Annotated in this window: 21 protein-coding genes; 5 read left to right on the forward strand and 16 right to left on the reverse strand. The window is 44.7% G+C overall.

Annotated features, from left to right (window positions below; genetic code table 11):
- Positions 1-2 precede the first annotated feature (2 nt).
- Positions 3-665 (forward strand): response regulator transcription factor, encoded by a 663-nt coding sequence (locus B649_RS09505; protein ID WP_015654307.1) that lies wholly within the window; start codon positions 3-5, stop codon positions 663-665.
- 90 nt (positions 666-755) lie between these two features.
- Positions 756-1,871, forward strand: coding sequence for an ArsS family sensor histidine kinase (locus B649_RS09515; RefSeq protein WP_291750891.1), 1,116 nt, complete (start codon positions 756-758; stop codon positions 1,869-1,871).
- 121 nt (positions 1,872-1,992) lie between these two features.
- Here the strand turns inward: B649_RS09515 and B649_RS09520 are convergent, their stop codons facing one another.
- The 5 genes from B649_RS09520 to hemN are packed head-to-tail and all read right to left on the reverse strand — an operon-like array spanning position 1,993 to position 6,380.
- Positions 1,993-2,427, reverse strand: coding sequence for a hypothetical protein (locus B649_RS09520; protein WP_015654310.1), 435 nt, complete (start codon positions 2,425-2,427; stop codon positions 1,993-1,995).
- Positions 2,424-3,248 (reverse strand): prolipoprotein diacylglyceryl transferase, encoded by an 825-nt coding sequence (lgt, locus tag B649_RS09525; RefSeq protein ID WP_015654311.1) that lies wholly within the window; start codon positions 3,246-3,248, stop codon positions 2,424-2,426. The genes B649_RS09520 and lgt overlap by 4 nt, the downstream gene beginning before the upstream one ends.
- On the reverse strand, positions 3,249-3,734 hold the full coding sequence (locus B649_RS09530) for a pyridoxamine 5'-phosphate oxidase family protein (protein WP_015654312.1): 486 nt from the start codon (positions 3,732-3,734) through the stop codon (positions 3,249-3,251).
- The gene (locus tag B649_RS09535) at positions 3,731-5,008 is read right to left on the reverse strand and encodes a (Fe-S)-binding protein (protein WP_015654313.1); all 1,278 of its coding nucleotides are present in this window, start codon (positions 5,006-5,008) and stop codon (positions 3,731-3,733) included. The genes B649_RS09530 and B649_RS09535 overlap by 4 nt, the downstream gene beginning before the upstream one ends.
- Before the next feature lie 4 nt (positions 5,009-5,012).
- A complete protein-coding gene (hemN, locus tag B649_RS09540; RefSeq protein ID WP_015654314.1) occupies positions 5,013-6,380 on the reverse strand; it encodes an oxygen-independent coproporphyrinogen III oxidase in 1,368 nt (455 codons plus the stop codon).
- A gap of 187 nt (positions 6,381-6,567) precedes the next feature.
- Between hemN and B649_RS09545 the strand changes: the two genes are divergently transcribed.
- The gene (locus B649_RS09545; RefSeq protein WP_015654315.1) at positions 6,568-7,317 is read left to right on the forward strand and encodes a response regulator; all 750 of its coding nucleotides are present in this window, start codon (positions 6,568-6,570) and stop codon (positions 7,315-7,317) included.
- A 3-nt stretch (positions 7,318-7,320) separates the two neighbouring features.
- Here the strand turns inward: B649_RS09545 and B649_RS09550 are convergent, their stop codons facing one another.
- From B649_RS09550 to B649_RS09560, 4 genes are all read right to left on the reverse strand, one after another.
- On the reverse strand, positions 7,321-9,597 hold the full coding sequence (locus tag B649_RS09550; protein ID WP_015654316.1) for a hybrid sensor histidine kinase/response regulator: 2,277 nt from the start codon (positions 9,595-9,597) through the stop codon (positions 7,321-7,323).
- A 103-nt stretch (positions 9,598-9,700) separates the two neighbouring features.
- Entirely contained in the window at positions 9,701-10,519 is an 819-nt protein-coding gene (locus B649_RS09555) for a peptide deformylase (protein ID WP_015654317.1), read from the reverse strand.
- A gap of 48 nt (positions 10,520-10,567) precedes the next feature.
- Entirely contained in the window at positions 10,568-10,729 is a 162-nt protein-coding gene (locus tag B649_RS12635) for a hypothetical protein (protein ID WP_015654318.1), read from the reverse strand.
- Positions 10,730-10,748: 19 nt separating this feature from the next.
- Positions 10,749-12,218 (reverse strand): FAD-dependent oxidoreductase, encoded by a 1,470-nt coding sequence (locus B649_RS09560; RefSeq protein ID WP_015654319.1) that lies wholly within the window; start codon positions 12,216-12,218, stop codon positions 10,749-10,751.
- A 296-nt stretch (positions 12,219-12,514) separates the two neighbouring features.
- On the opposite strand from B649_RS09560, the gene B649_RS09565 reads away from it, so the two are divergent.
- On the forward strand, positions 12,515-13,684 hold the full coding sequence (locus B649_RS09565) for an FAD-dependent oxidoreductase (RefSeq protein WP_015654320.1): 1,170 nt from the start codon (positions 12,515-12,517) through the stop codon (positions 13,682-13,684).
- Between the two features lies 1 nt (position 13,685).
- Here B649_RS09565 and pepN read toward each other — a convergent pair whose 3' ends face one another.
- Positions 13,686-16,289, reverse strand: a complete 2,604-nt coding sequence (gene pepN, locus B649_RS09570; protein WP_291750892.1) for an aminopeptidase N — start codon at positions 16,287-16,289, stop codon at positions 13,686-13,688.
- 73 nt (positions 16,290-16,362) lie between these two features.
- On the opposite strand from pepN, the gene B649_RS09575 reads away from it, so the two are divergent.
- Positions 16,363-17,571 carry a hypothetical protein gene (locus tag B649_RS09575; protein ID WP_291750893.1) on the forward strand — a complete coding sequence of 403 codons (1,209 nt, stop codon included), beginning with the start codon at positions 16,363-16,365 and terminating at the stop codon, positions 17,569-17,571.
- Here B649_RS09575 and B649_RS09580 read toward each other — a convergent pair.
- From B649_RS09580 to B649_RS09605, 6 genes are all read right to left on the reverse strand, one after another.
- The gene (locus tag B649_RS09580) at positions 17,546-18,655 is read right to left on the reverse strand and encodes a methyl-accepting chemotaxis protein (RefSeq protein ID WP_015654323.1); all 1,110 of its coding nucleotides are present in this window, start codon (positions 18,653-18,655) and stop codon (positions 17,546-17,548) included. The genes B649_RS09575 and B649_RS09580 overlap by 26 nt on opposite strands.
- 11 nt (positions 18,656-18,666) lie before the next feature.
- Positions 18,667-19,053 (reverse strand): PAS domain-containing protein, encoded by a 387-nt coding sequence (locus B649_RS09585; RefSeq protein ID WP_015654324.1) that lies wholly within the window; start codon positions 19,051-19,053, stop codon positions 18,667-18,669.
- A 131-nt stretch (positions 19,054-19,184) separates the two neighbouring features.
- The gene (locus tag B649_RS09590; RefSeq protein ID WP_015654325.1) at positions 19,185-20,615 is read right to left on the reverse strand and encodes an FAD/NAD(P)-binding oxidoreductase; all 1,431 of its coding nucleotides are present in this window, start codon (positions 20,613-20,615) and stop codon (positions 19,185-19,187) included.
- Positions 20,616-20,718: 103 nt separating this feature from the next.
- Positions 20,719-21,444 (reverse strand): DUF695 domain-containing protein, encoded by a 726-nt coding sequence (locus B649_RS09595; protein ID WP_291750894.1) that lies wholly within the window; start codon positions 21,442-21,444, stop codon positions 20,719-20,721.
- A 27-nt stretch (positions 21,445-21,471) separates the two neighbouring features.
- Entirely contained in the window at positions 21,472-21,813 is a 342-nt protein-coding gene (gene hypA / locus B649_RS09600) for a hydrogenase maturation nickel metallochaperone HypA (RefSeq protein WP_015654327.1), read from the reverse strand.
- Positions 21,806-23,494: a hydrogenase maturation protein gene (locus B649_RS09605; protein ID WP_015654328.1), complete on the reverse strand. Its 1,689-nt coding sequence runs from the start codon at positions 23,492-23,494 to the stop codon at positions 21,806-21,808. Before B649_RS09605 ends, hypA begins: the two co-directional genes overlap by 8 nt.
- Positions 23,495-23,498 lie beyond the last annotated feature (4 nt).

The following is a 23,498-nucleotide window of genomic DNA, read 5'->3' on the forward strand; positions in this document are numbered from 1 at the left end:
CGATGATCAAAATCCTTCTGATAGAAGATGACCTCGAAATATCGGATCTCCTGACCCAATATTTGAGCCGTTATCAGATGGAGGTCATTTCGTATGCCCACCCCAAAGCGGCGCTCGCCTCTTTGGGGATTGAATCATATGATCTTGTACTACTCGATCTAACCCTCCCCGATATGGACGGGTTGGATGTCTGCAAAGCGCTTCGTGAGCGCAGTGACATCCCGATTATTATCTCTTCGGCTCGGAGTGATTTGGGAGACAAAGTTATCGCCCTCGAATTGGGCGCCGATGATTACCTCCCAAAGCCCTATGAGCCCAGAGAATTGGTCGCACGCATCCAAAGTCTTCTTCGCCGTATCAACGGTAAAACGATCCAAGCCAGCAGTGATACGTTTCGTGTCGATGAAAACGGGATTTATAAAGAAGGAGAACTGCTCCTCCTTACCCGCGCCGAATTTGAGCTCTTAAGTCTCCTCATAAAGCACCATCGCCAGATTGTCTCCCGTGACTTTATCGCCAACAATGTTGAATCGATCGGATGGGAGAGCTCCGAGCGCAGTATCGATGTCCTCATCAGTCGAATACGCCAGAAAATCGAACCCAATCCCAAACACCCTACCATCATCCGCTCCATTCGCGGTATGGGGTATCAATTTACCCTATGATCTCACGTCGCCACTCCGTTTTTTTCAAGCTCCACGCTTTCTTTTTTCTCGCACTTATCGTGTTGATTTTACTCTTTATCTCAGCATTGCATGAACAAGAGCAACAAAAGCTTCACCTTCTCGCCCAACCGATCAATGGAACTTTCCCGTATCATCGACGAAACCAAAGCGCGCGGCTGTATGGAAAAAAATCATGAACTAGCGGAAGCGGGGTTCAAAATGATGGAAGCCAAAACACCTAAATGTAAGGCGATAACACTCCCTCCTCCGATGGAGTCGAAGCTGCGATCCCACAATATCAAAGTAACCATATACAAAGATAACATAGGATTTATCTATGAACTCGCCGAAGGTCATTGCACCATGTTCTATCGTGACACAGCGGAGGGGAAAACCTACTATTTCGTGTGGTTTTTATTCTTTGCCCTCTTAGGGGGACTCGTGAACATGTATCTCCTGCTATGGCGCAACCTCAAACCGCTAAAACGTCTCTATCAGCAGATACAGCGATACGGTGAAGGGGAAGAAATACACCATACGCCAAGCAAGGGCAAAGATGAAATCGCCCTGATCTCCAATGCTCTCTATGATGCACTCGAGAAGCAAAGTAAACTCAAAAAATCACGCGAGCTTTTCTTGCGTAACATTATGCATGAGCTAAAAACCCCCATTACCAAAGGAAAACTCATCGTCGAGCTCGAAGAACCGAGTCCTAACCGTAACCTGCTCGCCAAGCTTTTCTCTCGATTAGAAAATCTGATTCGTCAGATGGCGGATATCGAGAAAATGCACGCATTTTCCCTCACAAAAAGTCCGAAAAGTCTTGATTCTATGATCCTAACGGCGATGGATAATCTGATGATTGAAGATAATTGTGTAGAAGTAAGCGGATGCACCCAAAGCATTATGGTCGATAGCGAACTCTTTACCAGTGCCCTCCAAAACCTAATCGACAACGCTGTGCGTCACGCGACCTCCTATCCGATTCATATCCATTGTGACGGAGAAAAAATCTGTATTCGAAACAGCGGGGAACCTCTTAAACGTCCGGTCGAAGAGGCATTACAGGCATTTGTCACCGAGCGGGGAGACGGGGGATTGGGATTAGGACTCTATATCGCCCAATCAGTGTGTGATCTGCACCGATTTAATCTCGAATATCGCTATGAAGAGGGGATACACCATTTCTGTATCCGGTTTACCTAATTCGTCATTCCAAACTTCTTAGAATATATGACACCGTTCGCCCTGAGCCTGTCGAAGGGGGTTTAGTTCATGGTTCGACAAGCTCACCACGAACGGAAAAGTAAGTTATGTAAAAAGTCTATTAATCTTTGACAATAACTAGAAGAGTACCATCAGTTCCTATCAATTTATTGTTTGAATCAAAGAAAAATTTAAATTCCATATGTCGATAATATCCAAAATTATATTGTGCTATGACTTTGTTATCTTGATATTCAGCGTGCTTGAGACCATATTCAAAAATCAACTCTACGACCTTATCTTTGTCTAACCCTTTTACAAAATATTTTGAGACAATATCACTAACATCGTAGCGTACATATAAAACATTCTCATTTGCACCTTGTTGCTGAGATCGATAGTATAAAGCTTCTTGTAAAAAAGGTGATGACGGCCCTCTTTTAGTAGCAACAGATTCATTGATGGTTAATCCAAAATTCTTAAAGCTACACCCCGAAAAAATCCCAGCACTTAATCCTAAAATTACTAAAGCAATATAAATCAACCACTTTTTCATCGAATAGCCTCTTTGTTTTTTGCCTTAAAATAAACCCATATCAGCGCTGAAACTGCCGCCATCGCGAAACTGAGTGCCATCCCCAGTGTCATCCATTGACCGAGTATGTAACCGATCTGTGCATCGGGAGCGCGGTAAAACTCGACTAATCCGCGACCGATTCCGTATGCAACGCCATAGAGCAAAATCAACTCCCCCTCAAACGCTTTTCGATGACGATAAAGATAGATAATGATAAAGACGATAATCCCCTCAACAAACGCTTCATAAAGCTGTGAGGGGTGACGGAGGGTGTCATAGACATAAATTCCCCACGGAACATCGGTAGCACGCCCTACTAGCTCTTGATTGAGGAAATTCCCGATCCGTCCGAAGACATATCCCAACGGAACCGATACCGCGACCAAATCCATCAATCGTCCGAACGGTATTCCGTGACGGCGATGATACAGGTAGGAGCCGATCAAAAATCCTAAAATCGCGCCGTGAAAACTCATCCCCCGAATCCCGACAAACTGCCCGTCGATAAACGGATTAAAGATCTGCCACGGTTGCGTGAGATAATACATCGTATGGGTATCGTAAAAAAGGATATACCCTAAACGCGCTCCGAGGATAACGCCGATTTCAGCGTAAATAAAATAGTCATCCAATTGCTCTTTGGTAATATCAATATTGTCCTTTTGAACAATCCATTTGGCGATCACGAGAGCGCTCAAAAGAGCCAGAACGTACATCAGCCCGTACCAGTGAACGGGGATAGCGCCTAAATGAAACGCTACAGGGTTAAAATGTTCGTATATATGCTGCCAAAATTCCATTTATTTCCTTTGGTGTTGACCCATAATCTGTGTAATCACTGCTAAATTTTCATCCAAACGATACGCTTTGCCGAATCCCATGACGACACTGCCGTTTTGAGGGGAGAGTTTAAAGAGATGAAAATCTCCCATCTGCGTGAGAGAAGTGACAAGATCCGTGTCAAAATGGGCACAAAAGCGCTCGATAACCGACACATAGATCGAATCATCCCGAAGTACTTCCGAAACTGCCGATTCAATGGTTACCCGTTTACGGGCAAAGGGCTGGATACATTGAGACTCGTCTTCGACAAAAAACACGGATACCTTGGGGTTAATGAGGAGATTACGACCGTGCTGGGCTACCGTACTGATGAGGATATAAAAATCATTCTCCATACGTACATAGGGAGCCGTACTCGCATGCGGTTCACCCTCAGGGGTGAGGGAAGCTAGAATCAGGGTTTGATACGTCTCTAAAAACGACTCGACCTCCAGCGTGGTCATTGTCGTAGCGCTTCTGCGATCAACTCAATCGGGTTTTTAAACACCACATCGACATTCGCTTCATTCATCGAGTTATTAATCTGCATACGGCAGGCACTGCACTCAGCGGTGACGATTTGCGCTCCCGTTTTAGCGATCATGGCCGCTTTGGGTTTTCCCGCCGCTTGGGCAAAATGGAAATTCTCCGTCTGCATCGTTACCCCGCCAAAACCGCAACAGGCATTCGGATCGCTCATCTCGGTAATCGTGTAGTTCTGCCCTACCAGTGCGCGCGGCTCTTTGTAGACCCCCTGCATTTTACGAGCATGACACGGATCGTGATACGTGACGGTGAGATCACTCCGTCCTTTGGATGCCAAAAGCTGTTTTAGTTCCGTTTTTTGCTCCAACCACTCGGTTGCCATAAAGATTTTATCTTTGAGTTTTTGAGCGCGTTCCAACCATTCGGGCTGATCGTGGAAAAAGTGTTCGTAATCGATTTTAATCATCGCACTGCAGGTCGCTTCAGGGATGATAATCGCTTCGACCTCATCGATAAAACTCTCGAAATAGACGATATTCTTTTTGGCATTATGATCGACCGTCGCAAAATCTCCCGTAAAATAAGCCGGTGCTCCGCAGCAAAGCTGCTTTTTCGGGATAAAAGCATCCACCTTCAACGCTTCGAGAATCTCTAAAAGCCCCTTGCCGATCTCGGTGTAGTTGTAGTTCGCCAAACACCCGATGAAGATCGCCACACGACGTTGTCCGCCGTTGGGGATATTTTCGGGATAGCTGTTTAAAAACGAAGTTTTTCCCATCGACGGTAACAATCGATCTTTTTTGATGATTGGGAGATCAAAACGCGGCTGCATCGAGTTGATTTGGGCTTTGATTTTGAATCCGCACGTTTGAAAGACGTATCCGAGTTTAAAGAGGATATCCATCGTCATACGGTGACGGAGAAGATAGAAAAATGCCCGCTTAAACCATGCAATCCCGTATTTATCGGCAATATCGGCACGTACCTGTTCAATCACCATATCGGTCGGCAGTGCTTTAGGACAGACATCGGTACAGTTGGTACAGAGAAAACAGCTCTCAAAAATCGCTTTAGCATTTTTGTCCAGTTCCAACTGACCCCGCTCATACGCCCCGAGCAGATCGATAAACCCGCGCGGAGAAGTAACCTCGTCGGCATTGACATTATGGATGGTACAAACCGGTATACATTTCCCGCATTTGATGCAGGCATCCGAGGTATCGGTAAAGTGAAAGAGTTCGCGTTTTTCCATCCGCTTACACCGTTTTACTGAATGCTTTATCAGAGCTTGCGTGACGCTTCATATACGCATCGAAAGGCATCGCAATATTTCGGATCAAAAGCGTTCCCGTAACCGAACACTCTATTGACGCAGGGCTTATCGTGAGCAAGCCATCCGCCTCGAACGGTTTGAGTACTTCAATCGCATCGGAAAAATACTCTGCAAATTTCACACCGTAGAGTCGCTCGAATCGTGCGATGTCAAGTTTAAAATTGCTCATCAGTTCCATAATGACGTATTGACGGATACGATCATCTTCATTCAAAGCCACACCCCGTTCATGCGGTAATCGCCCTGCGTCGATAGCCGCTTCATACGCTTCCATCTCTTTAAAGTTTTGAGCGTAATAATCGGCCCCTTCTCCGATAGAGGTAAGCCCTACTCCGATCAGATCGGCTCCCCCTTTGGTGGTGTAGCCTTGGAAATTACGGTGCAACTCCCCTTTTTCGATCGCTTTAAACAGCTCATCTTCGGGTTTGGCGAAATGGTCCATCCCGATCATTCGATACCCAAGTTCAGACATATGATCGATGGTGTAACGCATAATGGCGAGCTTTTCTGCGGGATGAGGCAAAGTCGTCTCATCAATTTTTCGCATCGTTTTTTTGAGCCACGGCACATGAGCATAGTTGAAAACCGCGAAACGATCAGGATCAAGCGAAATCGCCAAATCCAGAGTCTTTTTAAACGTCTCCAAACTCTGATGCGGCAACCCGTAAATGAGATCGACATTGACACTCACCATATGGTATTTACGCGCCAAATCCATCGCCGCTTTGGTGATATCATAAGGCTGAACACGGTGAACCGCCACTTGGACTTTCTCATCGAAATCTTGGATACCGAAGCTGACGCGATTAAATCCGGCATCACTGAGAACTTTCATTTGTGCATCGTTAATGTGGCGCGGATCGATTTCACAGCTGATTTCAGCACCTTCTGCAAAATTTTTAAAATGGCTTTTGATCGCGCTAATAATACGGTGAAGCTGATCGGCATCAAAAAATGTCGGTGTCCCGCCGCCGAAATGGAGCTGAATAACCGAGCGATTGACATCAATATGCTGACTCAAAATTTGCAGTTCACGTGTCAGATAATCGATGTAACGCTCTTTTTTATCCTCTTTTGAGGTAAAGACGACATTACAGCCACAAAAATAACAGGCATTTTTACAAAACGGCAAATGAAAATAAAGAGACAACGGACGCGCCGTATCTTGTGAATGGAGCTTAGCGAGATACCCCTCATAATCAAAAGCATCACTAAACTCTAATGCCGTAGGATAGCTCGTATAACGAGGCCCCGGTTTGGAATATTTGGTAAATTTATCAAAATCAAGCATTGTGTGCATCCCTAAGCTAAGGTGTATTATCGCGATTATACCCTTTTGGATTGAAGTTCCCCTAAAAAACCTATGTTACGAAAGATAAATAGGGGGCAATAAAATTACGGTTATTCCCATTCAACCTATTGCTTTTTACAAATATTGTGATAAAATCATCACAAATTATGATAATTCAAGAGGGTTCATGAGTGCCATTAAAGTGCTGGTTGTAGAAGACGATGAAGTAACGGCTATAAATTTAAAAATGTCGCTGGAAAAACAGGGATATGATGTTGTTTCCCTCGCTGACAATTCGGTCACTGCACGTAATAAGATCAAAATTTACAATCCCGATATTGCACTGATTGATATCGGATTGCAAAAAACGATGGACGGTATCGAACTGGCACAGTATATCCGTGATAAAATTTCTCTCCCTTTTATCTATTTGACGGCACATTCGGATAATGATATGCTCTCAAAAGCAAAAAAAACCGAACCCTACGGCTATATTGTCAAGCCCTTTGATCCGATCAATCTCCATACCACAATCCAAATGGCCCTCTACCGTTTCAAAGAAGAGAAAAAACGCAGTTCCAATATGGATGAACTCAAATCAGACCGCGAAGAGCTTGAAAAATTGGTGTATGCCAAAAAGCTCTCGGACAAACCGATTGTCGAATTCGGAGAGGGCTATCGGCATGATACAGGTTTGGGAGAAACTTTTTACCAAAACCAAAAAATCAAACTCACCAAAAAAGAGAACGCTTTTATCCGTCTTCTGGTTGCGCAGCTGGGGAGTGTCGTTGATTTCGAACAGGCGATCAATTATGTCTGGGAGACCAAAGGGGCAACCGATAACAGCGTCCGAACCCTCGTGTGGAGACTCCGAAGCAAACTTCCGACCGATGTGATCCAAAATGCTTCAGGGGTCGGATACTATCTCGAAGAGTAGCGGTTACAAAAACCGCTTTTCAAACTCACGTTTAAGCACTTCATACGCTTCAAGATAATCAAACTCTCCATCTTTATCACTCGCGGATTCTTCAATAACATTGGAGAGTCGTGATAGCTCGTCAAAACGGAAATTGGCACTTGAGCCTTTCATCGCATGAGCAATAAAAGCAATATCAACATAACGCTTTTTTTCGATCGCGTGAAAAAGTTCCGGAAAAGAGTGTTCCATTTTTTGTCGATAAATATCCAGCAGATACTCAATCTGTTCCTCCTCAAGCATCAGCGCACTTTTTAGATGGCCCATATCAATATTTTTCCATTTAGAGTCAATTTCCTTGCTCGCCTCACCGGAGATTAAAACCACAGCCGGCAAATAACGTTCAAACAGCTGTTCAATCTCTTTGAGTACGATCGGTTTTCCTAAAAAAGCGTCATAGCCGTTTTGAATTGCCCTCTCACGTGATCCTTTAATCACATTTGCCGTCAATGCCACTATCGGAGTGTGTTGACGTCCGGACTCTTCTTCAAAAGCTAAAATATTGGCTGTCGCTTCATTCCCGTTCATCAGCGGCATCTGCTCATCCATCAGTACCATATCGAACTCTTCTAATGTATACATCTGCAGTGCTTCGGCTCCGTTTGAAGCAATCGTATTGGTTAAACCGTACCGTTCCAATATTATTTTAATCAGCTCTTGATTCGCATGATTATCTTCAGCGACAAGGATTTTTCCCTCAAATCCCCGTCTTCTACCCGATCCTTCAATCACCGGCAGATGTGGCTTGTTAACTCCCAGTACTTCACTCAAAGCGCTTTGCAGTTTCGTACAATAAATCGGAAAAGTCAGCGGAACAATCGTTGAGATAGCATCGTAGCGATCATCTAAAAAGTCCAGAATGGCAACGGAAGGAATTTGATGCTCAATAATCGTTTCGCGTGCTGCATCACTCATTGAACTCTCCAAGAAAATGAGCAAATCACACGCTTCCTGAACGTGTTCAACTACATGAACATCCAATCCGAAATGGTCCCAATAGCGTTGAATCGATTCGAGTTTATAACTCTCACGAGCATCGTAAGCCAGCAGTCCGAATCGAATCCCCTCAAACATCGACGCATCAAACTTGGCAATCTCACACTCGTAATTTACCACGACCGGAATTTTCAACGTAAAATGGCTCCCTTCTCCGACTGTCGATTCAAGCTCGATACTGCCCCCCATGTGTACTGCCAGTTGTTTACAAATTGAGAGCCCCAAACCGGTCCCCTCATTAATTTTCATGCTCCCCTCTTGTGCTTGGGAAAATGCGTCGAAAATCCGCTCTTGATCATGCAGGGCAATTCCAATCCCCTGATCGCGTACCGAAAGGGAGAGTACCCCATCATCGAATCTTGCTTCAACATGGATTGCTCCGGCATGATGACTAAACTTAATGGCATTGCTTAAAAAATTGCCGACAATCTGTTTAATCCGCAATGCATCGGAGACTATTTCGTAAGGGATTGAGGGATCGATAAAACTGGTAAGGGTAATGTTTTTAGAGTTGGCGCTCGGGACGAAGAGCTCCATCGTATGCGATATTTCATCATGAATATTGAATGGCTGCGGATCAACGGTAAATTCTCCGCTTCTCAGTTTGCTGAAATCGAGAATATCATTAATAATATGGAGAAGATTTTCACCGCTGTTACTGATGATATCGAGGTACTGCTGATAGCGAGGATTGGTCGTTTCATCGCGTAAAAGTGATACAAACCCTAAGATAGCGTTGAGCGGAGTCCGTATCTCATGGGACATATTGGAGAGGAAATACTCTTTGGCTTTGGAAGCGTTAAGCGCTTCTTGTTCTTTTTGATAAATTGTGTCCGTATACAGTTTGAGTACACCCGCAAAATTGCGGTCAAAGAGATAGCTAACAGCAAAAAAAATGGCTTGATCATTAATGTTTAGACGGTACGTCGCATTCAAAACCGCACGTTTGAAATGGGTACAAAGGATAAACAGTTCATCCGCACGCAATTCTTTATTTTTGAGGTATTCGATCAACTCCACGATAACCGGACACTCTCCTATCGCCATCGTCCCCGAAACAACCCCCATGAAGTAATCAAACACGTTGCTTGCATAACGGGTAACAAAAAGATCGGTATCAATTTCGTGCCGTTCCAAAATTTCCGCACACAGTTCTTCATCAACCCACTCTTGTAAAATCGACTCTTTAGAGGCCACTAAAATGGCTTTGGATTCAAAAAGATGTTTAAAAACGGTATGTTGCATTTATTCTCCGCGCCCTTTTCCAATTCTCTGTTTTTAGAGAGGAATAGGAGATAGTATCTGCTATATGATACTCAAAAAGGGTTAAAAGTATAATTTTTTATTATTAAGGTGCTACCCAGTAAAAAACGCCCAGAGCAACAATCAACAGCTGAAAAGCTAAAATAGCGACCGTTCCGATAATATTTCCGATCTGACAGCTCGTACACTGCTTATAGAGGCGTGCTTCATGTTGCGCGTAAAAGTAATAAATGACCATTAACAACGGTACAGGGATAAGGGCAAATTTATCAAAAGTAAAGAGTAATCCCCTCAGCTCGGGGGTCACAAAAAACGGCAGGATAAACGTCAGGGCAATCAGGGCCAAAAGGTATTTTGCCCCCCGTTTAAAATAATCGCGTACAAAAACCGTTGGACAGGATTCACCCAACTCATATCCGGCGTCTTGAGCTTGTTTTGCCAATATTTTTTCGGCTTCTTTTCGCCCCTCTTTACCCAGTTTATCGAGGAGAGTACCGCCGAAGAGCATATCCATTTTTCGCTGTAATACCCGCGAAAAATCCCCCTCGGTATCCAAATGCTGTAATTCACCGAATCTATTTTCATAGACCACTTTGATTCGGTCATGCCGTTTGAGTATCGCTGTAAAATCGGGATAATACGCGCTTATCTCCTCCGCAATAACTTCTCCGTCGGTGACAAGGATACGAGGGTTAATGAGTTCCAGCAGACCACTCTCGGTTTTAATAATAATGGCACAAGCAGGCACTGCGATTTGGATCGCTGTAATGGCATCAAGTTGATAATGCTCCATCGTATCGCGCATATTTTCTAAAAGTTTAAACAACTCATCATCAAATTTCCGAACATCGGCAGAGACGTACTTAATCCGCTCATCAGGGTAGGTGATCAATTCTTTAATCATTTTGGAAAATCTTTCGTAGGAGGTAGAGCCCCCTAAAGGGGCTTTTAATTAGTGGCTTTTGCGAACAACGATCAACATTTTGATGTTGATCATAATAAAGCGGATAAACTGCCAAATTTTGCATGTACGCATTTTGATAACAAAATTTGTCGGTACCATTGTGGTAAAGTTTGCATCGTACGGTTTTACGTATTTTTCAATCTCATTCATAGTTTTTTTCTCCTTTTACTTATTCAGGGATCATTGTCCAGCCCGGATTGAGCTTGGCTTTATAGATAAACATGTGGTGAAGGATGTGCTTGATCCAGTGACCTGCAAGTCCGATTTCACCGAATGTATAATCCAAATCACGTCCGAGACCCGGATATTTTTCGAAGTCAGGAACAACCGGATAAACGGTCAACGCCGCAGCGGTACCGTCAAATAGACCTTTACCTGCTGATGCAACACACGCCGCACCCATTTCTGCCATTGATGCTTCATGCAAGTGTGCATCCGGCCCTTTTTTGATCAAATCACACACGCTGTGTGCAACCGCTTTCCCGATAATACCGCTTGGCATACCTGTACGCGGAGGCGTTGGGAAAATTTGAGTACCGTTTGGTGAAGTCATCGGTTTAGAGATCGGATGCGGAGGAGCAAACGCGATACCTGCAGCGAAGAGATTTTTGTACGTTGGATTTTGATACGTACGAGGCCAGTCAGACGCTTTCCAGTTCTCGTAAGCACCTGCATCGTATTTTGCATCAACTTTCATGAAGCCATTCGGTGCAAATACGGTAGCCGTGATATCTTCACCCGCTTTGTCGTAGGCTTTAAGACCAACACCGGCAAACGGTGGAATCAACATTGCGAAATCGAATGTCTCTTCGCCCATTGAACCATCGAGAAGTTCATACGAAACTTTCCCTTTTTCAACTTTGTTAACGTGAGCACCGATCAACCATTTGACACCGCGCTCAGAATACAAAGACTCTGCAAAAAGACGTGAAGAAGCCGCGTAACCGCCGCGTTTCATGTGCAATCCGCCGATACCGAAGTCACCGAGGAACGATTCGTTAGAGATCCATTGGATATCGGCCAAATCACGGACACCCGCTTTGCGAAGTTCATGTTCGATGTTGAAGATATACTCGAACGCCGCACCTTGACACGTACACATACCGTGACCTGTTCCGATGAGGAATTTTTGGCGCTCCCCTTTTTTCATTTTTTCGATAGATTTTGCAAACTCATGCGCTGCATGGTCAGCATGATCGGCTGTACAAACGGAAACCGTAAATTCACCTAAACCATTAGCATCGCCAAGGCCCGGAGTAGCGGCAAAGTTAAGTTTTGGACCCGTAGCATTGATAAGGTAATCATACGTTACATCTTCACTTTGTCCCGCTTTGCCTTGACCGGTATATTCAACCGTTACAAACGGTTTGTCGCTGCTTGCATTCCCTTCGGGATTCAAACTTACCGCTTTCGCTTGTTTGTACGTAATCCCTGCTTTTTGGTATACAGGAGCGAGATCAAAGGTAACCTCTTCTTTTGTCATTTGACCGACACCCACCCAAATATTTGAGGGGATCCAGTTCCATTTTGAATTAGGGGTAACAACCACTACTTCATGATCTTTACCAAGCCAATCTGCCGCAAAGGTTGCGGCTGTGTGTCCAGCGACTCCGCCGCCTAGAACAACTACTCTTGCCATATCTTCTCCTTCGAATAAATTCCATAAAAGCTGATTATAATACCATAACATCACAATTGTATCACATCCTTAAAATAAGCCTTGTAATTTATACTATATTTATTCCAAAAGCAGACAGTGTTACTTTTTTTCACAACATTTGTATTCCATATTGATAAACGACAAAGAAAAATAAAAAAAAATTATGACGAATAAAACATTTATCTATATTGACTTTCAACGCCATTGCTATTATAATTTTCATAATATAGTTAAAAAGAATAATTATTATTTGTGTAATTTGAAAGGATGGCAAAGTGCAAAAAGTTCTCATTATAGGCGGAGGAATTGCCGGAGTCGAAGCGGCAATTTACTACCGTAAAGAGGGTTTCAAGGTTGAACTGATCAGTGATCGCAGTTATGTTTTTATCTACCCCATAGCGATCTGGATTCCGGTCAGAACGGCCCAATTTGATGATGTCGCATTCTCACTTGATCAAATCGCAGCGCGCCACGGCTTTACCCTCAATATCGACCAAGTAATCTCCATCAATGCCTCTGAAAAAACCGTTACACTCAAAACGGGTGGTATTCGCCAAACCGATCATCTCGTCATCGCAACGGGTGCGGCCAAAATGAAGCACGAAGGGTTGGAACATACCCTCTCGATCTGCGGAGCACCGGAGCAATCGATCATGCTCAGAGAAAAAATCGATGCCCTGATTGAGCGTGGGAGCGGAAAAATTGCATTCGGTTTCGGCGGTAACCCTAATGATACCAGCAGTGTTCGCGGTGGGCCTGCGTTCGAGCTTTTTTTCAATCTCCATCATCATCTCAACAAACTCGGTATCCGCGAAAACTATGAAATGACCTTTTTTGCTCCGATGCCTGAACCGGGTGCACGAATGGGGGATAAAGCCTTATCTATGCTAAAAAGGATGTTTGAAAAAAACCGCTTTACGACCCGTTTTGGCAAAAAGATCAAACGTTTTGAATCCGATGGCATTATTTTTGAAGACGACAGCCGCTTAGAGGCGGATTTGATCATGTTTATCCCTGCCGGGAATGGATCCGCATTAATCAAAGAATCTGACCTTCCCCTAAACAATGCCGGATTTATCCGAATCAATGATTATTGTGAAGTCGAAGGGGTTGAGGGATGGTACGCCATCGGTGACGCGAGCGCACTTGAGGGACCGGATTGGAGAGCCAAACAAGGGCATACGGCCGAAGTGATGGCACGCAATGCGGCTCATAACAGTGCCATAACACAGGGATTAAAAGCTGGAACCAAAAAAACCTACCAAGACCACCTCAACATCCTCTGCGTTATGGATATGGGCAACGGCGCCGGATTTGTCTATCGAAACGATAAAAAAGCACTCCTCATCCCGATGCCGATTATCGGTCACTGGCTCAAAATCGGCTGGGGATGGTATTACAAAATGTCTAAAATGAACTATTTCCCCCGTATTCCGGGGATGTAATTTACCCTTCTAAAATCTTTGAAATAATCTCATAAACATTATTGGAAAGATCAGAATGATTTTTGATCCGTTCCAAGTCTCCTCCCATTTTGGCTTTTTGCAATGTTGAAAGTTTCCCGTAATTTTTAAATGCTCCCGCCAAGCCCGAAGCGATTTGAGGATTGAGAGCATCGATCTCAATGACTTTATCGGCGACAAAAGCAAACCCTTCTCCGCTCTCATCATAAAACGCAACCGGATTTCGGGCAAATGAGCCGATCAAAGAGCGAACCAAATTCGGTACTTTCCTATCGTATGCACTATCTTCTTGCAGTGCAATCACCCTCTCGAGTGTCCCCTCACGTCTCGAAGATGCGCGTACCGCAAAGTATTTGTTCATCACCAGTGTTTGATCGCTATAGCGCGTATAAAAATCTTCCAATGCCCCTTGCGCTAATTCGGGAGCATAATTTTCTAACAAATCGAGTGCCGCTAAACGCTCACTCATCGAGAGGGCTTCATAGTAATGCGCTTGGCACAAACGGCTGATCGATTCATCCCTCAAACTCATTAAAATCCCAAGAAGTCGATTTTTAAGGGAGCGCTTCCCAATACTTAGACCATCGATATCCGTATTTGAGGGTGTGTACAACGCGCTAATAGACTCTTGAAGTTCATTAAAATACCGAGCGGCCAATACCTGTTTGAGTGTTTCTTGAGCATTGACAATCGCTGCAACGTCGATCGTCTCTTGGCGCTGCATCAATGTCGTAACGCTAGGGAGTTCTAACGCCTGCGATTTGAACATCGGATCCATCGATTCATCCCGCAATAAAGCGCCGTAACTCTCGATATAACGTTCATTGGCCTCTGAACCGCTCATCATCGCTTCTAACGTTTCAATCCCAAACAGATGTGACGCTTCATAACGGACAAACCCGTCCCGATCATGCGCCATTAAAAACGGATAATCGAGTTCATCGCACTCAATAATCACCGGAGCACTAAAATGACGGTTCAAGGAGAGTTTGGGAGCCGAAGATATGGCACTAAATGTGACTTCCGTAATCTCATCGGTTATCCACAGCGTGGCAGCGTTAAGGAAAATAATATCCGAAGGTATCAGATCAAATTCCACTCCTTCCTCAGACAAGAGTGCGATGTTGAGCGGTAACGCATACGGAAGCTGTTCTTGGTTCTGTGTGTTTTTCGGGATATTTTGGACGATTCGTAATACGAGTTCTGCGGCATCCGAAGAATACTCGCTTGAAATACGCAACGTCGGAGTACGCTCTTGCGAATACCATCGTTTAAACTGGGTCAAATCAACAGGGCTTTCACTCTGCATTGCCCATAAAAATTCTTCCGTTCCTACCGCTTCTCCGTCAAACGTATCGAAATAAAGATCCATTGCACGGCGGAATCGCTCACGCCCCAGCACGGTGTGCATCATCCGAATCACTTCGGCCCCTTTTTCATAGACGGTGGCGGTGTAAAAGTTGTTGATCTCCATATAATGATCCGGTTTGATCGGGTGGGCAGTCGGGCCGGCATCTTCAACAAACTGCCGCTCACGCAATGCTCGCACATCGTCCAAACGCTGTGTCAGAGGGGAATTCATATCGGCACTGAACGATTGATCCCGAAAGACGGTCAACCCCTCTTTAAGGGTCAATTCGAACCAGTTACGGCACGTGATCCGGTTTCCTGTCCAGTTGTGAAAATACTCATGGGCGATAACGCTCTCAATCCCTAAAAAGTCGGTGTCCGTTGCGCTCATTTCATCCGCAAGTACGTAATGGGAATTAAAGACATTCAACCCTTTATTCTCCATTGCCCCCATGTTGAAACTGTCCACTGCAACGATGTTGTACACTTCCAGATCGTATTCGCGTCCGTAGGTAACTTCATCCCACTCCATTGATTTTTTCAAGCTGCGCATCGCGTGATGACATTTATCTTCATTGCCTATATCGCAATAGATGGCTAAATCGACTTTTTTTCCGCTCATCGTTGTAAAGGTATCGGTAATTGAACCTAAATCTCCCACTACCAGGGCAAAAAGATAGCACGGTTTTGGAATAGGGTCTTCCCAAAGCGCCAAATGTTTACCATTATCCAACATCGCCGTTCCGCGAAGATTACCGTTGCTTAACAACACCGGACAACGCTCTTTGGAGGCGATAATTTTGGTCGTAAAACGGGTCATCACATCCGGACGGTCGATAAAATAGGTGATGCGACGAAACCCTTCTGGCTCGTTTTGGGTACACCAGATATCGCCGGAACGATACAGCCCTTCGAGTTCCGTATTCTCATCGGGATAAATACGGTTGATAATACGGATACGGGCGGTGTCACAATCCAGCGGAAAGATAAGTGCACTCTCTTCAAGTGTGTACATCGTCGCTTCCAATAATTTATCATTCACCCAAATGAGTTCCAAATCCAGTTTTTCCCCATCAAGCCGAAGTTCTTTAGCTTCAGGATGAAGTCGACGAATTTCCATAATATTCTCAACACGCGTAGAGGATTCTTCAATAATAAATTCTAGGCTGCATGTCTCAACGGTGTAATCGCTAGGACGATAATCCTTATAATAAATGGTGTTATGTTCGTTCATCATAATTCTCTTTATTGCTTTTTTGAAATAATACTCAAAATACGCTACACTTAAGACATTAAAATATAAAGCAACAATGATGCACAATAATCTTTATCTCGCACGTCAGCCTATTTTAACCCGTGCAGAGAGCATTATCGGATACGAGTTTTTTTATCGTAATAGTTATGGTGAATGTGTCATTGATGATCCCAGACACGCTACCGCATCGGTACTGGTGAATTTGCTCAATCAAATCGGCACTTCCTCCGCTTTTGGAGAAACCTTGGCGTTTATCAATACGGACGGCCCTCTGCTGCTTACCGATATTCTCCGCACCCTCCCCAAAGAGAAATTTGTCTTCGAACTCTCAGCATCCATGAAAATCAATGCCCGCATCCATGAAGCAATCCGTTACTATCATGCTTTAGGGTATCGGTTCGCATTAGACAATGCATCTTTTAATCCACACTACATCGAGGCTTTCTCCCCCCTCTTTCCGTACATGGAATTTGCCAAATTTGACGTTACCCAAACTGATATCGAACAATTCTCCCATGCCCCAAATCCCTATGGCCAAATGAAACTCATTGCTCAAAAGGTTGAGTTTTATGAGATGGCAGAAGCGTACGAGCAACTGGGCTTTGAGTATTTTCAAGGGTTCTATTTTGCCCATACGCACGTCATTACCCAAAAGCGGATTGATCCGCAGTACATGGATGTGATTGAGCTTTTTACCCTGCTCCAAGATGATGCACCCATGGAAGAAGTATGCGATTCGTTTAGATACCAGGGCATTCTCTCTTTGCAACTGCTCCAGTTTCTCCGATCGGTTCACCCCGAATACGTCGAAGGGAGTCTCTCAATCCGTGAAATGATTGAGCGTTTCGGAAAAAGTGCCATGATGCAGTGGCTCCTTTTGATCATCTACTCCAAATCGGGGACAAGAGCCATCGATGATAAAAATCCCCATGCGGTTTTTGCCCAAAGCAGAATAGACAGGATGGTATCTTTATTGGAAATGATTACCACAGAACCTACCCAAGCTCAACTCGACCAAACACATTTGATTGCGATGCTTTCACTATTAGAAGGGGTGATGAACGTACCGATGGAGTCACTGCTTCAAACTCTTCATCCAAGCTCTCAAATCGAAGATGCTCTTGTTACCCATACGGGAATGCTGGGGAGAGTGTATGCCGCATCTCTAAAACTCGAGATGGGCGATCTAAACGGAGCGGCAATTTTACTGACATTCTACGGGATAACTCCCGAAGCAATTAGCTCATTGAATCCATCGACGTGAGCAGTTCATCCATTTTTTGATCGACGGTTCCGACATATTGGGTTAAATCTATCATCTCATCCATATTTTTATTAAGCGATTCGCTGTTGTCATTGATTGCTTGAATTAGAATATTGATCGTTGCAGAAATTTCAGCGAGACTTTTTTGGGTACGTTCTGCGAGTTTGCGCACTTCATCGGCGACAACGGCGAATCCGCGCCCGTGTTCACCTGCTCGAGCCGCTTCAATCGCCGCATTGAGGGCTAGGAGATTGGTTTGATCGGCAATATCCCCGATCGTCACCAAAATCGCTTTGGTCTCTTGAGCATTCCCGACAAGCGCTTGTAAATTGCCGGAGAGTTCATGCTCTTTCCCTGCGACACTTTGTATCCGTTCTACCGTGGAATTAATCATCCCGTTGAGTTCGACAAATTTGGTGGCGCGTAGATCTTCGATGGTTGCCTTGAGGTTTTTGGTATTATTATTTAAAACCTCTTTGGCTTCGTTGTTTTGGAACTCCATCGTCTCCAATGCACCGGCTAAGTCATTGATATGCTGAAGCATTGTCTCCATTTTCCCCGATACTTTGACCTCGGCACGGGTGGAAAACTTCCCTTCGCTCAACGCTTCTAACACGCGGATTGCAGTGTCCAAGTTTGCTTCCGTCGCATCAAGCATCGTATTCATCGTTTTTCGCAGTATGTGAACGTGCGGCGTTTTTGTATCACTCCCGATACGACACGCATAATGCCCCTGACGTACTTTGTCGGCTAACAAGACCATCTCGCCTGCTACCAACGTATCTTGTTGCAGCATCTCTTCATGAGCTTTGGACAAAGCGTTCAGCTTCTCTTCGGTACTCCCTATCTCTGCATCCATTAACGTAAGACGATTACGCTTGAACTGCAACAGCTGAATAAAATTATCCAATTGCTTTTGAACAGACTCTTCTCTTCCATTTGCACTCGTGATCAACCATATTCCGACCACAAGTACAACAATCACGACACCGACTAAAACACCTACGCTTTGTGTCAATAGCCCAACCAATAAACCAAGTGCAGCAATAATAGTTATAATCGTTATTTTTATCGAATTCTTCATGTACAGCACCCTTAATTCATTGTTTTGTAGAGACGTTCAGCTTCGGCAATCTCATCAGAAGATGCTTTTCGTCGACATGACATGAATCCACAGGTGCCATCTTCACAGGCGATATTTGGATAAACCGTAGCATAAACCCAGTAAAAACCGCCGCTTTTGGTCGAATTCTTAACGTATCCCGTCCAAACTTTACCGCTTTTAATCGTATCCCACAAATCTTTGAATGCGGCACGCGGCATATCTCGATGACGGACAATACTATGCGCTTTACCCACTAACTCCTCAAGTGTATACCCCGCTATTTTGCAAAAATCTTCGTTGGCGAAAAGAATTTTTCCCTTTTCGTCCGTCTGTGATACCAAGAAATCGGTATCTTTCAACACATATTCATTACTCACGACTCACCTTTGCACTCTAGATTCAGAATCTCTTATTGTAGTGCAAAGAACATTCCATCCGTCTTGTAAATATGACAATTAGATTTAACTCAACGTTTTAATGCTTAAAATATTTTTTTAGTAATACCGTATTACATTAATCCGTTTAGCATCAGATAACGGTACATGGGTTGAAGCATGTAGAGATCAAATACCCACCATACCCATCGAGGCTTCGCCGGATCGAGCGGGAATGACGGAGCTAAACCGTCATAGTTAAATTCTGCCATAATAATCTCACCGTACGATGTTTTAAGAGGACAGACCGTATAGCCGTCAAATTTGAGCGAAGGCTCTTTTTTCTCCATCACCGAAATAAGGTTTCCGACCACAATCGGCCCTTGATGACGTGCACTTCCCCCGGTTTTACCGACAGGAATGCCGCACACGTCTCCGATACCGAATACATTTTTATAGCGACGGTGCTGCAGCGTCTCACGATCGACTTCCAGCCACCCTTTTGCCGTCCCTTTTTGCCATCCGAGCAGTGAGTTGGCCACGGCATCGACTGCGGCTGTCGGAGGAGAAATATGGATAAAATCGTATTCCAGCGTTACCTCTTCTTCTTTGTCGATCATCTCATACTCTTCGAACTCTTTGTCGTATTCACCCTGTACCTGATAAGTATGATGGAAGGTTGCTACTTTTTTCTCGGCATCGATTCGAATCAGTTCATGTCCGAATTTGTTGGTGATATTACCGTACCCTTTTTGAACTTTTTGTATAGCCGCATCAATCTCAGGGAGACTAAAAAGTTTTTCACCCGCTGTTGCAAAGATGAAATCAGCGTCCAAGTTATCACGCTTGAGGTAATCGTCGCTGAGATAGAGGATTTTTTGCGGTGCACCGCCGCATTTGAGCGGAGTGGAGGGTTGAGTGCAGATAACACGAGGTTTAGAGGTTTTTGCCGCTTCATGAAGCGCCTTAAACCAATCACGGGTAATTGTAGCCCCCTCTGCCGTTCCGGCTGCGAGGTCACTTTGATAGACACTCGCGATACCGTGTTTCCCCAGCATATCGACACTCAGCCCCTCGATTTGCTCATAATGGTATTGGACTCCGGCCGCAACCACGAGATAATCGTAATCGACAATGGTTCCCGTTTTGGTGGTTAGCTTATTGTTATCGGGATCAAACGTGGCCACTTCATCTTTGATCCAGGTTACATCATCCCCAATGTATCCGGTGTTATCAAAAATAATATCCTCCGGCTCATATTCCCCCGCCGCAACAAAAATCTGACCCGGTTGATAGACATGTTTTTCATTCGGAGCGATAATGGTGATATCCGGTTTGGAAAGAGCCCGGCGTAAGCGCGACAGTGTCATCAGCGCACCCGATCCACCGCCGACAATGACGATTTTTCCCACCGCATCAGAAGCTGAAGCGTGTACGGGTGTCGCAACTGCTGATCCGGCGAGTACGGATGCGGCTACCGGCGATAACGCCATCATTTTCAGTGCGTCACGACGGGAAAGCCCTTTATGTGCTTCAATCTTTTTCATGATTTCCTCTGGACTCATTACTTCACTCCTTTTGATATTAATGTGAGACGTTGTTACTCTTATTATCACCGTCTATAGATTAAAGTTTCTTAAAAGTGAATAGGTTTTCAGGAAATAATCGCTAAATTTTTACGACACTCGTTTCCCAACCGTCATAAGCTCCGCTGTGGTGAACCGAAAGATTGATTAAATAAAGAGTCAACGTATCGATATCGTAGTAAAAAGGTTTATCTTGTCGGTAAAAACTAACTCCTACCATAGGGATGTTTTCATTGGCATCCACTAAGTCTTTAACGTTAAATCCTTCCGATTCGATTGCTGTGATAAAACCTTCTCGTTTTTCTACCGTTTCAAAATAGGCTTTATGTTCAATCGCGCGCGGTAAATGCAACGAATCGCCCTGCGTTTTTAAATGATCGCACACTTTATGATTTTGGATTATTTGCCACTCAACAGGGGTGGGAAACAAAAGTTTGTGATACACCTCCCATTCGCTGTCAGGTTTGGAACCATACTCATATTGGTAGTCAGGGAACTCTATCATTGCCGATTGCACCGCATTCGGCCAATCAAAATCGTGTTTGAGATAGTAAATAAAAGTTATCTCACCATTGGAGACAATTTTACCGACATAACTTCCGACACGATAGCGCAATGACTCCATCTCTATTTTATCTTCGATAAAACTGAGTTGAGCCTCTTCCTCTTCCGATATTAATCCCCGTTCATTGGGAGAATGCATTTTCATCTTAATAAATCCGACGATAAACTTATCTTCACTCGGTAACTCTACGGCTATACCTGCATTGACTAAAACCGAAGCAATGTTGCCATCGATTGTTTTCATATATAATTCCCAATATTCTTGCATGTTCTACTCCATTTCCAACGTCATTAAATACATATCTTCACCATCGATCACTTTGACATCCAAACTTTCACACGCTGGACATTTATAATATATCTCACTCAGTTCGGTTGCGGTACCGCATTGCTTACATTCAATCACAAGAGGCTGAACGTTCAGTACAAAATCAGCGCTGTCACACACCGTTTTTTCTTTAAACGTATTAAACGCGATTTCAAGCAGATGCGGCTCTACGCCGGACATTTTACCGATTTTTACGACAATCTTCGTCACCGATTCCGCTTCATTCTCACGCGCTATATCTTCACATTGTGTTAACAACGCCTGCACAATCGAATACTCATGCATTTCCTACTCCTTGTAAATAGATGGGTGTCTGTATCGGACACAGTTTGTAAACGAAATCTTTGCGCAGACGGTTAAACTCACTGGCAGGATCGTAAAAACTCGGATACATCCGCTCCAGTTCAATCTCACGATGACGCTGAATCTCCTCCGTAAACGAGGTATGATGGATTTTTTGACGTTTGATATCCAAAAGCTCCTCATAGCGCTCTTCATCCTCATACAGTTCCTTACAATACTGATGAAGCTCCGGTAAATACCTCTCCTCATCTTCGGATAAAACCGTATCGACCAAACCAATAGCCTCCGCATGTACGGCACTGATCGGCAGACAGCTGCTGGTCAGTTCGTCCGCTTTAATCTCTCCGACACGGCGAGGCAAAGTATAGGTCCAATACTCGCTCCCGTGAAGCCCAAGTGTTTGGTAGTGGGGATTTAATACCACTCCCTCACGTGCAACGACGAAATCGGAAGCAAGGGCTAAAAAGACCCCTCCCGCTCCCGCGTTGCGCCGTAATGCACTCACCGTGAGCACCTCATCGCACAGTAAAATCGATTTGACCGCTTCGTTCATCGAATGGATGTTCGACCATCCGTCTTCATCCGATTTTTTGGAGTCTTCCATGATGTTCAGATGGATGCCGTTGGAGAAAAACTCTTCTCCCCCCATCAATACCAGCACTTTGATCCCCGATTGTTTGAGATGATCGAGCGCGTATTTCAACCGGACACACTGATGCGCACCCATCGCACCGTTATGAAAATCAAATCCGAGATACCCTACCTCATCACGCTCAAGATAGGTGATCTCTTTGAACGTCTCTAAAGAGGGATCGACGAACAACGGCAATCGATCTTCCATCACCCCTTTGAGCCGATCTTTAAGCACATAGGTTGCGGGGAGTTTGATGCTCGGAAGATGACGCTCTTTAAGATGGGTAATCCAAATCGCTCCATCTTTCGTCCCCAGACAAATCGCCCCCTCACGCTTGGCGAGAATCTCTTTGATCCCGCCGCGAAGCCTCCCCTCGCGATGAGCACCGTAGAGGGTACACTCTACCCCTAAAATAGTATCCAGAACACCCGGATGGCTGTCGGCGGATCGAATCTTAGTAATGATACTCTCGGTAGTGTCGTTCTCCCAGTCGATCCGACGATCACTCTGCGTCATCGCTCTGTGCGCCGAACCGCTTAAAGTATTTTCGTGTTGAGCCAACGGAATAAACGTCGGCTCATTCAGCACGTCTAACAGTTCATCCACCAACTCTATAGCGAGAGTCGTCGTTTCGTTGCGATAAATAGATGCTTTACTCCCCTGCGGCATGGTGAATGTCCCGTGTGCGTAGATATCTCCTGCATCGTACTCACCGTTGGCGCGCAGAATCGTGACACCCCATTCCGATGATCGGTTTAAAATGGCCCAATCGAGTGCATGGGCGCCCCGATCTCCGGCAATCCCCGGATGGACGATAAAGGTCGGTATCGCACTCCAGATCGTTTCGGGAATTCTCTTCTTTAAAAACGGCGCGATGATAATATCGGGAGAAAAGGTTTCCACTTCCGCAATGAGCTGCGCATCGTTAATTGCAAAAGCAACTCCCACATTCTCTCCGCGATCTCTAAGATGGCAAAAGAGCCGTTGAGAGAGGGAATTAAAAGCACTGACCACCAATAAAATACGCAAAACT

It is taken from the genome of Candidatus Sulfuricurvum sp. RIFRC-1, assembly GCF_000310245.1.
GTDB lineage: Bacteria > Campylobacterota > Campylobacteria > Campylobacterales > Sulfurimonadaceae > Sulfuricurvum.